Genomic DNA, 13,201 nt, shown 5'->3' with positions numbered 1-13,201 from the left:
GTGGGCCGTGGGCACCTGTAGGATACTAAGCAAGCTTAGTTTTCGCTGCGGCGAAGGCTGGGAACATCAAATGTGGGGAGATCAAGACATGCCAGCCGAAGACGATGTTGTAATTCCCGGGGTTCCGTCCAGCGAGCCTCCGGCGCTTGAGGAGCCCACGACGCCTCGGGAGCCGTTGCCGCCAAAGCCGGACCAGCGCGCTCCCGAAGCCGTGTCCCCCACGGGCAGCCCGACCGGCGCGCCGGCCACCGCACGTGCCCAGTCCGGCCAGTACCTGACCACGGCCCAGGGGCTGCGGCTGCAGGATACGGACCATTCCCTGAAGGCCGGGGCGCGCGGTCCCATCCTTCTGCAGGACCATCATCTGCGCGAAAAGATCACGCACTTTGACCACGAGCGGATTCCGGAGCGCGTTGTCCATGCCCGTGGAGCGGGAGCACACGGCGTGTTCCGTTCCTACGGGACGGCTGCCAAAGTCACGCGCGCCGGTTTCCTTGCCGCGGACGTGGAGACGCCTGTGTTTGTCAGGTTCTCCACCGTGCTTGGCTCCCGCGGGTCAGCCGACGCGGTGCGGGATACCCGCGGGTTCTCCACGAAGTTCTACACGGATGAAGGCACCTACGACCTGGTGGGAAACAACATCCCGGTGTTCTTCATCCAGGACGGCATCAAGTTCCCGGATGTGGTGCACGCGGCCAAGCCGCACCCCGACCGGGAGATTCCGCAGGCCCAGAGCGCGCACGACACGTTCTGGGATTTCGTGTCGCTCCACACCGAGGCGCAGGCCCACACCCTGTGGAACATGTCCGACCGCGGCATCCCCCGCTCCTACCGGACCATGGAGGGCTTCGGCGTCCACACGTTCCGTCTCGTCAACGCTGCCGGTGACACCACGCTGGTGAAGTTCCATTGGAAGCCCAAGCAGGGCGTGCACTCGCTGGTCTGGGAGGAAGCCCAGATCATCAACGGTATGGACCCGGACTTCCACCGGCGCGATCTGGCCGACGCCATCGAGGCCGGCGCCTACCCGGAGTGGGAGCTCGGCATCCAGACCTTCCCGGACACCGAAGACCAGATGTTTGAGGGCATCGACCTCCTGGATCCCACCAAGTTCGTCCCCGAGGAACTCGCGCCCGTGCAGCCCATCGGGCTCATGACCCTCAACGCGAACCCCACCAACTTCTTCGCCGAAACCGAACAGGTGGCGTTCCACCCCGGGCATCTGGTGCCGGGCATCGACGTCACCAACGATCCCCTGCTGCAGGTCCGCCTGTTCTCCTACCTGGACACCCAGATCTCGCGCCTCGGCGGGCCCAACTTCGCCCAGATCCCGATCAACCGGCCGCACGCACCGGTCAACGACATGCTCCGCGACGGCATGCACCAGACGGCGGACCACGCCGGAGTTGCACCGTACCGGCCCAATTCGTTGGACGGCGGGTGCCCCTTCCTGGCCGGGCAGGACATGGGTGCGTATGTGGATGTGCCCGAGGCGGTTGCGGAATCCATCAAGGAACGGCGCAATCCGGCGTCCTTCGATGACCACTACAGCCAGGCCCGGCTCTTCTTCCGGAGCCTCAGCGCCGTGGAGCAGGACCATGTGGTCCAGGCGTACACGTTTGAGCTCGGCAAGTGCTTCGAAACCGCCGTCCGTGAACGCCAGCTCCAGGCTTTGGCCAACATCGACGCCGCACTGTGCGCCGCCGTTGCCGCCGGCCTGGGGATGCCCGCCCCGGACGCCACCGAGCAGGTCCCGGACCGGGAGCCCAGCCCGGCCGTGTCCCAGGTGGGAGACACGTGGCCCGTGGCCGGGCGCGTGGTGGGCATCATTGCCGATTCCTCCAGCGACCTTGCCGAGGTGGAGGCTGCCCGCAAGGCGCTCGACGGCGAGGGCATGGTTCCGCTGGTCATCGCACCAACCGGCGGCACACTTTCCTCCGACGGGCTTTCGGTTACCGTGCAGCGGACCTTCCTCACGGCAAGGTCCACCGAGTTCGACGCGTTGATCGTCGCCGGGGGCAAGCAGCCTGGGCCTGACGCCACCGCCGGGCGCGACGCCAAAGCCGGGGAACCGGTTGGAGCCCCGGATCCGCGCGTGGCCCTCATGCTGTCCGAGGCGTACCGCCACGCCAAGGCCATCGGCGTCTGGGGCTCCGGCTCCGCCGTTCTTGAGGCGATCGGTATTCAGCAGGAAACGGTAGGCGTCGCTGCGGGAGACAACGCTGATGACGTGACTGCCGAGGTTTCCGGGCTGCTCGCCGCGCACCGCGCCTGGGACCGGTTCCCGGCAACCGGCGCAGCCGCCTCCGCGGAGCAGTAGCCGCAGCCTATTCACTGCCGCGTTCACCGCTGGGACCCGCATCGCACCTGATGCGGGTCCTCTGCGTTTTTACCGACGGCCCGGTTGTGGCCACGGTGGCCGACTGCGAAACCGGCCGTTTCGCCGTACCTACTTCCGGGTAGTGTGGACCCAGAATGTTCACCCTCACCATCAACCAGACGGACAGCCGGCGCGACGGCGACCAGGTTCCGCAACTGCTCAAGGCACTGCGGCACATCCCCGCGCGCCTGGATTTTGACCGGTCCGTGGAGGACGAGGTCCAGGGAATCGTCGACTGCCCGCACCAGGCGGTGGACGCCGCCCTGATCGCGCTCCGCAGCGGGCATTGGTACGTGGGCATCGGGGCAGGGCCGGTGGACGAGCCGCTGCCCAACCAGATCAAGGATGCATCCGGCCACGGCCTGGTCTACGCGCGCCGGGCGGTGGACCGGCTCCGCAACAGCAAGGAGCGCATCCCGGTTGCCGTGGAGGGGCCGCGGGCTGATGTAGCCCACGACGCCGAAGCCATCCTCCGGCTGCTGGGCCACATCGTGCGGGACCGCTCAGGGGCGGAATGGCGGGTGCTGGACCTGCTGACCCCCGGCGTTCGCGGGCAGCAGAAAGCGGTGGCGCAGGAACTGGGGATCACCACCCAGGCCGTCAGCAAAGCCGTGGCACGGGCGCAGTGGAATGAGGAACATGCCGCCCGGCCCGCTGCCGCCCGGCTGCTGGCGCTGATCCTGGCGGTGGGTTAACTGCCCCGGCCGCGTGCCGCCGTCGTACTCGGTTTTTGCGCCCCTTGGACCCTTAGCCTCCGGTAGCCGCCATCACGGGCTCTCCGTTGAAGTACTCCAGCTTCCACCCGTCGACCGCATGGTGGTGCGCCAGGTTAAGCGCGGCGTTGTCCACGCTGGCCAGGGTCTGGCCGACGGCGCGGCTGAGGCTGACCCGCAGCAGAGTGCCATGGGTGACCACCAGGAGCCGCTGGCCCCGGAACTCCTCCGCCAGGGCTTCCAGAGCCGCAATTCCACGGTCTGCCGCTTCGTCTTCGCTTTCCGCACCCTTGAACCCGCCGGGCACGCGCAGCGCCTCCAGTTCCGGGCCGGCCTGCATTCCTTCGGCAGGGCCGAAACTGCGCTCGGTGAGTTCCGGGACACGGCGGGACACCGTCAGCCCGAGCCCCTCGGCAATGAGGTCCGCGGTTTCGGCGGCACGGCTCAGCGGCGAGGAGACTATGGCGTCCCATTCGTAAGGGGCAAGGACGGCGACGGCGTCACGCGCCTGGCCGCGTCCGACGTCGTTCAGGGGGATATCGGTTGCCCCCTGCAGCCGGCGCTCGGCATTCCAGTCGGTCTGGCCATGGCGGACGAGGGCGAACGTCGTAAGGGTCATGCCCCTATTCTGCCTTGGCCGAGCACTGCGCCCTGAATTCCCGCTTGCTCCATCAGTAATGGCCCCTAAAACGGGAGTTTAGGAGCCATATCTGATGGGGCAAACTGCTGGATTTTGCTCAGAGGAGGCTGCGCAGCACGTGGGCGGCGCCGTCGTCGTGCACGGAGTGGGTGACCTCGTCCGCTGCTGCCACTACCTCTGCCGGGGCCTGCCCCATAGCCACGCCGCGTCCTGCCCAAGTGAGCATCTCAATATCGTTCCGGCCGTCACCCACGGCAACGGTAAGGTGCTCCTCGAAGCCGAGCCGGACCCGGAGGTTCTCCAGGGCGCTGGCCTTGGTCACCCCTGCGGCGGCGATGTCCAGCCACGCGGTCCAGCCCACGGAGTAGGTGACCCCGGCGAGGCCCACGTGGTTGATGGCCTCGTTGAACTCCTCGGGCGTGTTCTCGGTGCTGAACACCACCACGCGGACGGCGGTGGACTCCAGCATGGTGTGGAAGTCGACACCCACGGCCTCGACGCCGAAGCTGGCGTCCTGGAACCGCTCTGTGGAGAGGAAGTTGCCGTCGGCGTCCTCCAGCGCATACTTGGCGGACGGGAGGCGTTCCCGGAGGGCGCGCAGGGCCGGGGCGGGATCGAAGGTAGCCTTGTGGATCACCTCGTAGCCGTTTTCCAGTTCGGGGTGGAGCCGGAGGGTCACGCCGCCGTTGCAGCACACCGCGTACCCACGCTCGATGCCGATCTTTTCGATAATGGGAAGCGTGGCATTCAGGGAGCGGCCGGTGGCGATCATCACCTCGTGCCCGGCGGCCACCACGGCCTGGGCGGCCTCGCGCACGCCCGGGGACATGTGGCCGTCGTGGTTCACCAGCGTGCCGTCCACGTCCAATGCGACCATGAACTTCTGGTCAATAGCGGTGAACTCGATGTTGTTCAGGGTGTTGTTCTTGTTGTTCTCTCGCCGGTCATCGTTGCCGGCGACTGAGGTTTCAGTCAGCGTTGTCATCCACATAGTGAACCAGACGTAACTGACCCGCGCTAGGACGGGGACCACAGGTTTATTGAACTGTTGATTAACTCGGCGGGTTTCCACATGCACTCCCCCTGCGGCAGGTTTCCCTTCGCCGTCATCTACGATACGCACCCGCCCGCGGACACCACACCCCCGAACGCGCCGGTGCAACGTCCATCAGCCGGTGCGAATATGAGCTGCCTGGTTGTCCACATGCGCCAACCGGCCCCTTCAATTGCCACTCATTGGCCGGTGACGATAAGGGCATGCACCTGATCTCCGCGCAGGACCTCCGCCGCACCACGGGGGACACCCGTTCACTCAGTAGGCGCTATGCGCAGGGTGAACTTGTCCGTGTCCGCAAAGGTGTTTATGCCGAAAAACGTGCATGGGTGTCATTGCCGCCGTGGGAAAGATACGTCCAGACCGTCCGCGCGGTGGATCTGGAGCTCCCGCAACCAACATTCTGCCTGCACACGGCCGCTGTCATTTGGGATCTGGAACTTCTCGCCGTGCCGGCATACATCCACGTCTCCGGGGCAACCAGAGGCCACACGGGCCGCAGGAAACCAACAACGTCCGCGGCACGGGACAGGTCCGGACAAACAGGAATCGAACACATCACCGCCTACGGCATCCACCGGCATTTCGCGAACGGAGCAGCAGTCCAACGAGGAGGACTGCTGGTAACCCCTCTTGCGGAAACAGTCATTGGCGTCATTTCGAAGGAGGACTTCACGGCCGGAGTGGTACTGGCAGACCACGCGATCAGCAGCCGCCGGGTTTCAGGACCTCCCGTGAGCAAGGACGAACTGTTCCAGGCTGCTTCCCCGATCCCCTCGGCCGCCCGCCGACATTGGGTGGCACAGGTGCTCGACTTCGCATCGCCACAGTCAGAGTCGGCTGGTGAATCGCTCAGCCGCGCCCAGATGCATCTGCTCGGCTTTCCGGCCCCCATGCTCCAGGCAAAGTTCCTGCAGGAAGGTTCGCTGCTCGCCCGGACCGACTTCTTCTGGCCCAAGTACCGGCTCATAGGCGAGTTCGACGGCGACGCCAAATACCTCAATGATGAATATCTGGGCACTCGAACAGCCCGCCAGGCCGTACTGGCGGAAAAGAAGCGCGAGGACAGGCTTCGGGCGGCAGGTTTCAGGGTTGTCCGGTGGGACTGGGCAACGGCGTCGAACCCTGTCCGCTTTGCAGCATGCCTCCGGCAGGCAGGGCTGCCAAGCAGCCGGAGCAGGCAACCGGGCACCCGATAACGGACAGTGCACCCCCGAACTCGGCGGTGCACTGTCCGTTCAAGGGTGCACCGCCCAGTTGCGGGTGCGCGCGAAGAAGAGACCCCTACAGGACCGGCAGGACCTCGAGGCCGCCCAGGTACTTCTGCAGCGCCTTGGGAACGTTGACCGAGCCGTCCGCGTTCTGGTGGTGCTCCAGCAGGGCCACGATCCAGCGCGTGGTGGCCAGGGTTCCGTTGAGGGTGGCCACGGCGCGGGTGCCCTTGGAGACCCCCTCCGCATTGACGATGCGTTCACGGATGTTCAGGCGGCGTGCCTGGAAGGTTGTGCAGTTGGAGGTGGAGGTCAGCTCGCGGTAGGCGCCCTGCGTGGGAACCCAGGCTTCGCAGTCGAACTTGCGCGCCGCGGACATGCCGAGGTCGCCGGCGGCGGTGTCGATCACCCGGTAGGGCAGCTCGCACTTGGCCAGCATCTCCTCTTCCCAGGCCAGCAGCCGCTGGTGTTCCGCTGCGGCCTCCTCAACCGTGGTGTAGATGAACATCTCCACCTTGTTGAACTGGTGTACGCGGATGATGCCGCGGGTGTCCTTGCCGTGTGAACCGGCTTCGCGGCGGTAGCAGGAGCTCTGGCCGGCGTAGCGGATGGGTCCGGCGGAGAAGTCCAGGATCTCATCGGCGTGGTACCCGGCCAGCGCCACCTCCGAGGTGCCCACAAGGTAAAGGTCGTCTTCGGCGAGACGGTAGATCTCGGCGTCGTGTTTTACATCGAAGCCGGTACCCTGCATGGTCTCCGGACGCACCAGGGTGGGCGTGATCATGGGAACGAAGCCGGCTTCGATCGCCTGGTCCATAGCCATCTGAAGCAGCGCCATCTCAAGCCGCGCTCCAACGCCCTTCAGGAAGTAGAAGCGGGCACCGGAAACCTTGGCACCGCGTTCCATGTCGATCGCGCCGAGCAGCTCGCCGATCTCCAGGTGGTCGCGCGGTTCGAAGTCCGGGAATTCGCGCGGCGTGCCGACGGTCTTGACCACCACGTAGTCGTCCTCGCCACCCTCGGGAACGCCGTCCTCGACGAGGTTGGGGATGGTGCGGAGCAGTTCTTCCTGCTTGGTCTGCGCGGCATCGGCTTCTCCGGAGGCTGCCTTGACCGAGTTGGCCAGCTCCTTGACCTCGGCCAGCAGGGCCTGCTTCTCCTCGCCCTTGGCCTTCGCCACCTTCTTGCCGAACACGTTCTGCTCGGCGCGGAGGTTCTCGAAGCGGAGCAGGGCTTCGCGGCGGGCGGAGTTCGCGGAGATGATCGCGTCCACCACTGATTCGTCCGCGCCGCGGGCGCGCTGGCTGGCACGGTACTTGTCAGGGTTTTCGCTGAGGTCTTTTACGTCGATCACCTGACAAGGGTATCCAATTCACCGCACGACGGCGGGCGTACGTCTCCGTGCCCCCTCCCGCCGCGTGCCGGGCTACTGTTGGAACACCATGAGCGACTGGATTCTCTACCTGCTGATTGCGGTGGCGCTTGCCTTCGCCACCTCCAGCTGGTGGGGGGTGCGTCGCCTCAAGGCGCTGCACGTTCGCAGTACCGTGGCCGGCGAGGCCTATGACTCCGGGCTGGCGCAGCAGCGCGTGGCAGTAGTCCTGAACCCCGTCAAGGGGCGGGCCGGGGAAGCCAGGGAAATGATTCAAAGAGCCTGCCTTGCCGCGGGGTGGGACGAGCCGGTCTTTTTCGAGACGACGGCGGAGGACCCCGGCTTCTCCCAGATGCAGGCCGCCCTGGCAGGGAAGCCCGACGTCGTCCTGGTGGGCGGCGGGGACGGAACGGTACGCGTCGTGGCCGAGGCCCTCGCACGCACCGATGTTGCCATGGGCCTGATTCCCCTGGGCACCGGCAACCTGCTGGCACGCAACGTGGACCTCGATGTGAACGACCTTCACGGCAACGTCCAGACAGCCCTTTTCGGCCGCCAGCGCTATATCGACACCGCCCGGATGGCTATTGAGAACTCGCGGACCGGGCACTACTCCGAGCACGTGTTCCTGGTCATCGCGGGCATCGGCATGGATGCCGAGGTCCTGGCCGACACCAACGCGGGGCTGAAGAAGGCCGTGGGCTGGCTGGCATACACGGAGGCCGGCGTGCGGCACCTCCCGGGCCGGCGCAAGAAGGTCTCCATCGCCCTGGACGGAAGCCCCGAGCAGATCCGTAACATCCGCAGCGTGCTGTTCGCCAACTGCGGCCTGGTGCCGGGTGGCATCGATTTCATCCCGCAGGCCATGATCGACGACGGCATGCTGGACGTGGTGGTCATGAGCCCGCGCAGCGCCATCGGCTGGCTCCTGATGTACGTGAAAATCATGTTCAAGCACAGCGGAAAGCTGCCCATCATGACCGTGTACCGGTCAACCAGGGTGGTCATCAAGTGCCCCGAGCCGATGCCTACACAGCTCGACGGCGACACGTCCGGGGAAGCGACGCAGCTTACGGTTCAGGTGGAGCCCCGGTCGCTCCTGGTCCGGGTGAAGGGGCAGGTACAGGTCAGTGGGGCAACCGCGCGGTAACAGACGGCAAAAGCGGCGCCGTGGTGGAACGCCGGAATGACGCGGGGCCGTGATACGGCCGCGGTCAGGCCCCGGATTCCTTCTCCGCCTGAGCGCCTTGTTTGCCAGCGGCAGGGGCTTCCTTGGCAGCGGCATGTGCTTCGGACTGTTCGCGGATCATGGCCTGCTCCTCTTCGAAGCGCAGGCGGTCGGCGCGGTCTGCGTCGTCCCCGTCCCAATCCTGGTTGTCCGCCGCAGGCTTGGGGTTGACGATCATCCCCTGGCCGTCGTTGTCATTGCTGCTGGTCATGACCCGCTCCCTTCATCAGGGGCCATACCCCGTGTGGATCAGGCAAGCATACGCATTGACCACAGCCCGCGGAAGTACTTCGAGAGGCATTTGCCTACGCTGTGCGCGAAGCTTCGGAACCGCTTTCACCTGCGACGGATTCCGCGCCGAGTATTGATTGGACCCAGGTATTCGCCGCCGAAAAGGCTGCATCGGAGGTGTGAGCAGCGACCGGCGTCACCTGCTTATCGGCCCTGGGGTATGAGCCCAGGAAGCGGGTTCCCGGGCTGATGCGGTGCAGCCCGGCGAGCGCATCCCCCACCCGCGCTTCCCCGGCGTGGCCGTCGGCGTCGATACTGAAGAAGTAGTGGCCCAGGTACTGCCCCGTGGGCCGGGACTCAATCCGGCTGAGGTTGACGCCGCGGCTGGCGAACTGGTCCAGGATCTCCATCAACGCGCCCGGGCGGTCCTCCGGAAGCGGGACCACAACCGTCGTCTTGTCCGCTCCGGTACGCGCCGGGAGCGCACCGGGCCGGCTGACCAGGATGAAGCGCGTCACGGCTCCGGGATTGTCGCCAATGTCCTCTCCCAGCACTGACAGCTCCGGGTGCTCCCGGGCCACGAGCGGGGCGCAGATTGCGGCGTCGTAGGTGCAGTCCTGTTCCAGCAATCCGAGTGCGGCCGCAGCAGTTGATGAGCCAGGCACATATTCCGCTTCAGGTATGTGCTTATCCACCCACAACCGGCACTGGGCCCAGGCATGGCCATGGGTCGAAACCCGCCGCACCTCTTCCAGCCCTATGCCGGGCCGGGCTACCAGGACAAAGCTGATGGGAACCAGGACCTCGCGGATGATGCGCAGTTCCTCGCCGGAGGCGATTGCATCCAAGGTGGCGGTAACTCCGCCCTCAACCGAGTTCTCGATGGGGACCATGGCGGCGTCTGCTGATCCGTCGCGCACCCGGTCGAGAGCTGCGTTGACGTTCGAGGCCGGGACCCTGACGGCCTGGAGCGCGTCCGGCACCTGCAGGAGGGCAGCCTCGGTGAAGGTGCCTTCCGGGCCCAGGAAGGCGTAGGTTCGGGAGCTGCCGGGCACTAAAGGACCAGCGGCTTAAGTCCGTTGTCCGAGACCAGGGGCTTGCCGGATTCCAGCCACTGGTCCATGCCGCCGGAGACGTTAATGGCGGTGTAGTCCTGGCCGGTAAGCCACTGGGCAACGCGGAAGGACCGCCCGCCCGTGCGGCAAATGACGTAGAGGTCCTCATCCGGATCGAGTTCCCCGAGCCGGGCCGGGATCTGGTCCATGGGGATGTGGAGTGCGCCGTCGGCGTGCCCTGCAACCCACTCGTAGTCTTCCCGGACGTCCAGGATCACTGCGTCGGCGGGAACGTCGTGGACGGGGACGGTATCGAAATCGCTCATCGGAGTCCTGTCTTGGCGGGATCAGAGTTCGCTTTAAGCCTAGCCCTTCCGCCCCTTGGTACCCCGAAGGGGCCGGAAAAGCCGCGGGTTAGGCTGGTTGAACCCAAGGAGGTTTGCATGTCCCAAAAGATCGCTGCCCACACCGGGGCACCGGCAGGCCCCGGCCGCAGCACGGAACCGGCGGCCAGGCCACAAGCGGTCGCGCGTTTACATGGCTGAACTCCACGAACTCCCGGCACTGGTCCTGCGCGGGCTCCTGCGGAGCGGAACGGTGTCTGCAGTGGAAGCAGCCACCCATTTCCTGGCGCGGACTGAACAGCAGAACCCCCTCCTGGGCGCCTTCATCACCGTGACTGCGGACCAGGCCCTGGAGGAGGCCCGTGCGGCGGATGCCCGGTACGCAAGCACCGACGCCGGGGACCTGCCGATGCTGCACGGCATGCCGCTTGCCTTCAAGGACCTCACGGACGTCGCGGGCGTGGTGACCACGCACGGCAGCGCCGCGCTGGAGCACAAACCCGTTCCCGTCGACAGCCCGCTGGTGGCCCTCTTCAAGGACGCCGGCGTGACCACGCTGGGCAAGACGCAGGTGCCCGAATTCGGACTGACTGCGTACAGCGAAAACCGCATCGCACCGCCGTCGCGCAATCCCCACGCACCCAGCAGGAGTTCCGGAGGATCCTCCGGCGGCAGCGCCGCTGCGGTGGCGGCAGGGTTGCTGCCTTTCGCCCCAGGGACCGACGGCGGCGGGTCCGTCAGGATTCCGGCAGCCGCTTGCGGCCTCGTGGGGTTGAAGCCGGGCCGGGGCCTCGTGACGGCCGGAGAAAGCGCGGGCGATCCCGCCCGGCTGGTGGTTCCCGGCCCCCTCGCCCGGACCTCAAAGGACGCGGCACTGATGATGGACGTCCTGGCACCGGGGCACGACTACCTCAGGGCACTGCAACAGGAGCCGCCGCGGCTGCGGATTGGGATCACGCAGGACAGCCCGTGGTCAAGCACTTTCCCCTTCACCGTGGAGCAGGAGGCCCTGGACGCGCTCCTCGCAGGCGTTACCCTCCTGGAGCAGGCCGGCCACGTTCTTGGTGATGCCGCCATCCGCTACGACAACCGCTACCCGGACGCTTTCACCACGGCCTGGACCGCGGGGGTGGGTGCGGCCAGGATCAGCCCCACCCGGGAGGCTTTACTGGCGCCCCTGACCAGGACCTTCCGGCGGCGGGCCCAGCAGCGCAGCCCCGCCAAGCTCGCCGAGGCGCTTGCCTTCCTGCGGCAGTTCCAGCATGACACTGTGGCGCAGTACGCCCAGTGGGACCTGATGCTGATGCCCACGCTGGCGCAGACGCCGCGGCCCGTGGGCTGGTTTACCGGCACATCCCACGGAAGCGACCGCTGGCCGGCCGCTGATTGGCCCGGGGATGCCGACGGCGACTACCGGAAACAGTGCGAATATGCGCCATGGTCCTCCATGGTGAACGTGTGCGGACTGCCGGCCATCACCCTTCCCGTGCTCTGGACGGGAGGAACCGCCGGTAGCGGGCTGCCCATGGGGATCCAGCTGGTGGGTCCCATGGGCTCGGAAGCCCTCCTCCTGCAGGTGGCGCACCACCTGGGCTATTAGGAAAGCCGCCTTATTGGGAGGCTGGCCGGCAAGGCTGTTGACCTGAACCTAACGCCCCCTTAACCCGCTGGTAACCCTGGCCGCGCACACTGGAAAGGCACGATTCAGCAGTCTCCATCCGCCCTCCCCCGACGAGGAGTTGCCCCACCATGAACGCTGAACAAGCTGCGGCGAGCGCCGGACCCACAGAGACCGTCGACGGCGAACGGCCGGACCTGAGCAATTCCAACGTCAGGGAGGACCTGGCCATGGCCGGCCGCTGCGCACTGGTCCACCTGCCCACGGGCCGGACCTGCCTCCTCCCCCTCCGCCATCAGGGGCCCTGCGAGTTCCACCGCCCCCAGGAGGCGCAGGACGTGGTGTCCAGCAGAGACTGACAGCTTCCGGCGCTGCTCTCTCGACTCCCGCGCCCGCCAGGAGGACGATTAAAGGGCAGTCACCTAAGGAGGTCTGTGATGTGCTACGCATCGAGCAAGGACTTCGGGTGGGGCGTAAGGAAGGAAACCCAGCGTCGCCCTGAAGCGGAACCGGCAACCCCTGCGGAACCTCCGGAGGAGCCGGTCAAGGCACAGAATTTCACGTTCTGGGCCTTCCCCAACTGGCGCAGGACGCCTGCGCCGCGCACCCCCTCCGCCGAAGCCGACAAGGACCAACGGAGCAGGGAGAGGGTCTGACGTCCGGGCAATCACCCGGGCAGAAGTCAGGAATGAACGGAAGGGTTCTCGTGGAGGGCCCTTCCGCCACGTTCCCCGCGGCCTGTCCATAAATCAAGCAGCACCCGGAATCAGGCGAGGCGGGCCGGTCGTTGTGCTGTCCCACCAGGCCGTCTATGGTTGAACCATAAGCATGCTTAGCATTCTGGGAAAGGGGACGAGCATGAGCGCAGGACAGTACACTCCGGGGCCGGACCGCCAGCCGGAAACGGACACGGGCACTTCGGCTTCAAACGCAGCCCGGCCGGCGGCAGACCGCGCAGCCTACGGCAACGCCCCGTCCTACTCAACGGGTGAGCCGGGAACACCTGCCACCGCAACCACCCCCGCCCCCAGGGCCAGCGGCGCCCCGGAACGCAAGGTCACGCGCACCGGAGTCATCTGGGCAGCCGTGGTGGCGGCCCTGGTGCTGCTGATCCTGCTGATCATCTTCATCCTGCAGAACCAGGAACTGGTCCTGGTGAAGTTCCTGGGCTTCGAAGGTTCCGTCCCGCTGGGCATGGCATTGTTCATCGCCGCCGTGACCGGCGCTGTCTTTGTGGCAGTGGCGGGCGGCGCGAGGATCCTGCAGCTGCGCCGGAACGCCCATCGGTCCAGGGTCCAGCAGCGCAGATAGAGGCACCGGCCAATACAAAAGGCTATCCGGCAAGGGAAGGCGGC

The 13,201-nt window shown here is 66.4% G+C and carries 14 protein-coding genes; 8 read left to right on the top strand and 6 right to left on the bottom strand.

The annotated features are described in order from the left end of the window. Positions 1-88 precede the first annotated feature (88 nt). On the top strand, positions 89-2,320 hold the full coding sequence (locus JCQ34_RS00995; protein ID WP_286400936.1) for a catalase: 2,232 nt from the start codon (positions 89-91) through the stop codon (positions 2,318-2,320). A 155-nt stretch (positions 2,321-2,475) separates the two neighbouring features. Beyond that, positions 2,476-3,075 (top strand): hypothetical protein, encoded by a 600-nt coding sequence (locus tag JCQ34_RS00990; protein ID WP_286400934.1) that lies wholly within the window; start codon positions 2,476-2,478, stop codon positions 3,073-3,075. Between the two features lie 52 nt (positions 3,076-3,127). Here JCQ34_RS00990 and JCQ34_RS00985 read toward each other — a convergent pair whose 3' ends face one another. Together JCQ34_RS00985 and JCQ34_RS00980 are read right to left on the bottom strand one after the other, a co-directional pair. Then, entirely contained in the window at positions 3,128-3,712 is a 585-nt protein-coding gene (locus JCQ34_RS00985) for a histidine phosphatase family protein (protein WP_286400933.1), read from the bottom strand. Positions 3,713-3,830: 118 nt separating this feature from the next. Continuing rightward, complete coding sequence (locus JCQ34_RS00980; RefSeq protein ID WP_286400932.1) at positions 3,831-4,718, bottom strand: HAD family hydrolase; 888 nt, start codon at positions 4,716-4,718, stop codon at positions 3,831-3,833. Positions 4,719-4,990: 272 nt separating this feature from the next. On the opposite strand from JCQ34_RS00980, the gene JCQ34_RS00975 reads away from it, so the two are divergent. Next, on the top strand, positions 4,991-5,986 hold the full coding sequence (locus JCQ34_RS00975) for a hypothetical protein (RefSeq protein WP_286400931.1): 996 nt from the start codon (positions 4,991-4,993) through the stop codon (positions 5,984-5,986). Between the two features lie 85 nt (positions 5,987-6,071). Here JCQ34_RS00975 and serS read toward each other — a convergent pair whose 3' ends face one another. Then, the gene (gene serS / locus JCQ34_RS00970; RefSeq protein ID WP_286400928.1) at positions 6,072-7,352 is read right to left on the bottom strand and encodes a serine--tRNA ligase; all 1,281 of its coding nucleotides are present in this window, start codon (positions 7,350-7,352) and stop codon (positions 6,072-6,074) included. Between the two features lie 88 nt (positions 7,353-7,440). Between serS and JCQ34_RS00965 the strand changes: the two genes are divergently transcribed. Beyond that, positions 7,441-8,520, top strand: a complete 1,080-nt coding sequence (locus tag JCQ34_RS00965; RefSeq protein ID WP_286400926.1) for a diacylglycerol/lipid kinase family protein — start codon at positions 7,441-7,443, stop codon at positions 8,518-8,520. Between the two features lie 64 nt (positions 8,521-8,584). Here JCQ34_RS00965 and JCQ34_RS00960 read toward each other — a convergent pair whose 3' ends face one another. The 3 genes from JCQ34_RS00960 to JCQ34_RS00950 all read right to left on the bottom strand — a co-directional run bounded on the left by JCQ34_RS00960 (position 8,585) and on the right by JCQ34_RS00950 (position 10,210). Next, positions 8,585-8,809, bottom strand: a complete 225-nt coding sequence (locus JCQ34_RS00960) for a hypothetical protein (protein ID WP_286400924.1) — start codon at positions 8,807-8,809, stop codon at positions 8,585-8,587. 94 nt (positions 8,810-8,903) lie between these two features. Continuing rightward, complete coding sequence (gene pheA / locus JCQ34_RS00955) at positions 8,904-9,884, bottom strand: prephenate dehydratase (RefSeq protein WP_286400922.1); 981 nt, start codon at positions 9,882-9,884, stop codon at positions 8,904-8,906. Further along, a complete protein-coding gene (locus tag JCQ34_RS00950; RefSeq protein ID WP_286400920.1) occupies positions 9,884-10,210 on the bottom strand; it encodes a rhodanese-like domain-containing protein in 327 nt (108 codons plus the stop codon). Before JCQ34_RS00950 ends, pheA begins: the two co-directional genes overlap by 1 nt. Before the next feature lie 211 nt (positions 10,211-10,421). Here JCQ34_RS00950 and JCQ34_RS00945 point away from each other — a divergent pair, with 211 nt between their 5' ends. From JCQ34_RS00945 to JCQ34_RS00930, 4 genes are all read left to right on the top strand, one after another. Beyond that, entirely contained in the window at positions 10,422-11,828 is a 1,407-nt protein-coding gene (locus JCQ34_RS00945; protein ID WP_286400918.1) for an amidase, read from the top strand. Between the two features lie 149 nt (positions 11,829-11,977). Continuing rightward, a complete protein-coding gene (locus tag JCQ34_RS00940; protein WP_286400916.1) occupies positions 11,978-12,205 on the top strand; it encodes a hypothetical protein in 228 nt (75 codons plus the stop codon). 78 nt (positions 12,206-12,283) lie between these two features. Further along, positions 12,284-12,502, top strand: a complete 219-nt coding sequence (locus tag JCQ34_RS00935; protein ID WP_286400914.1) for a hypothetical protein — start codon at positions 12,284-12,286, stop codon at positions 12,500-12,502. Positions 12,503-12,704: 202 nt separating this feature from the next. Beyond that, entirely contained in the window at positions 12,705-13,157 is a 453-nt protein-coding gene (locus JCQ34_RS00930) for a LapA family protein (RefSeq protein ID WP_286400913.1), read from the top strand. Positions 13,158-13,201: the final 44 nt, after the last annotated feature.

Origin of the sequence: Pseudarthrobacter defluvii (assembly GCF_030323865.1) — a bacterium.
GTDB lineage: Bacteria > Actinomycetota > Actinomycetes > Actinomycetales > Micrococcaceae > Arthrobacter > Arthrobacter sedimenti.
The sequence above is the reverse complement of the archived record's forward strand: the minus strand, read 5'-3'. Positions and strand labels throughout refer to the sequence as shown.

Bases quoted from the DNA above. Each gene is read 5' to 3' on its own strand.
- JCQ34_RS00980 (WP_286400932.1), bottom strand. From the start codon at position 4,718: ATGACAACGCTGACTGAAACCTCAGTCGCCGGCAACGATGACCGGCGA.
- JCQ34_RS00965 (WP_286400926.1), top strand. From the start codon at position 7,441: ATGAGCGACTGGATTCTCTACCTGCTGATTGCGGTGGCGCTTGCCTTC.
- JCQ34_RS00940 (WP_286400916.1), top strand. From the start codon at position 11,978: ATGAACGCTGAACAAGCTGCGGCGAGCGCCGGACCCACAGAGACCGTC.
- JCQ34_RS00985 (WP_286400933.1), bottom strand. From the start codon at position 3,712: ATGACCCTTACGACGTTCGCCCTCGTCCGCCATGGCCAGACCGACTGG.
- JCQ34_RS00975 (WP_286400931.1), top strand. From the start codon at position 4,991: ATGCACCTGATCTCCGCGCAGGACCTCCGCCGCACCACGGGGGACACC.
- JCQ34_RS00935 (WP_286400914.1), top strand. From the start codon at position 12,284: ATGTGCTACGCATCGAGCAAGGACTTCGGGTGGGGCGTAAGGAAGGAA.
- JCQ34_RS00930 (WP_286400913.1), top strand. From the start codon at position 12,705: ATGAGCGCAGGACAGTACACTCCGGGGCCGGACCGCCAGCCGGAAACG.
- JCQ34_RS00990 (WP_286400934.1), top strand. From the start codon at position 2,476: ATGTTCACCCTCACCATCAACCAGACGGACAGCCGGCGCGACGGCGAC.
- JCQ34_RS00950 (WP_286400920.1), bottom strand. From the start codon at position 10,210: ATGAGCGATTTCGATACCGTCCCCGTCCACGACGTTCCCGCCGACGCA.
- JCQ34_RS00945 (WP_286400918.1), top strand. From the start codon at position 10,422: ATGGCTGAACTCCACGAACTCCCGGCACTGGTCCTGCGCGGGCTCCTG.
- JCQ34_RS00995 (WP_286400936.1), top strand. From the start codon at position 89: ATGCCAGCCGAAGACGATGTTGTAATTCCCGGGGTTCCGTCCAGCGAG.
- JCQ34_RS00960 (WP_286400924.1), bottom strand. From the start codon at position 8,809: ATGACCAGCAGCAATGACAACGACGGCCAGGGGATGATCGTCAACCCC.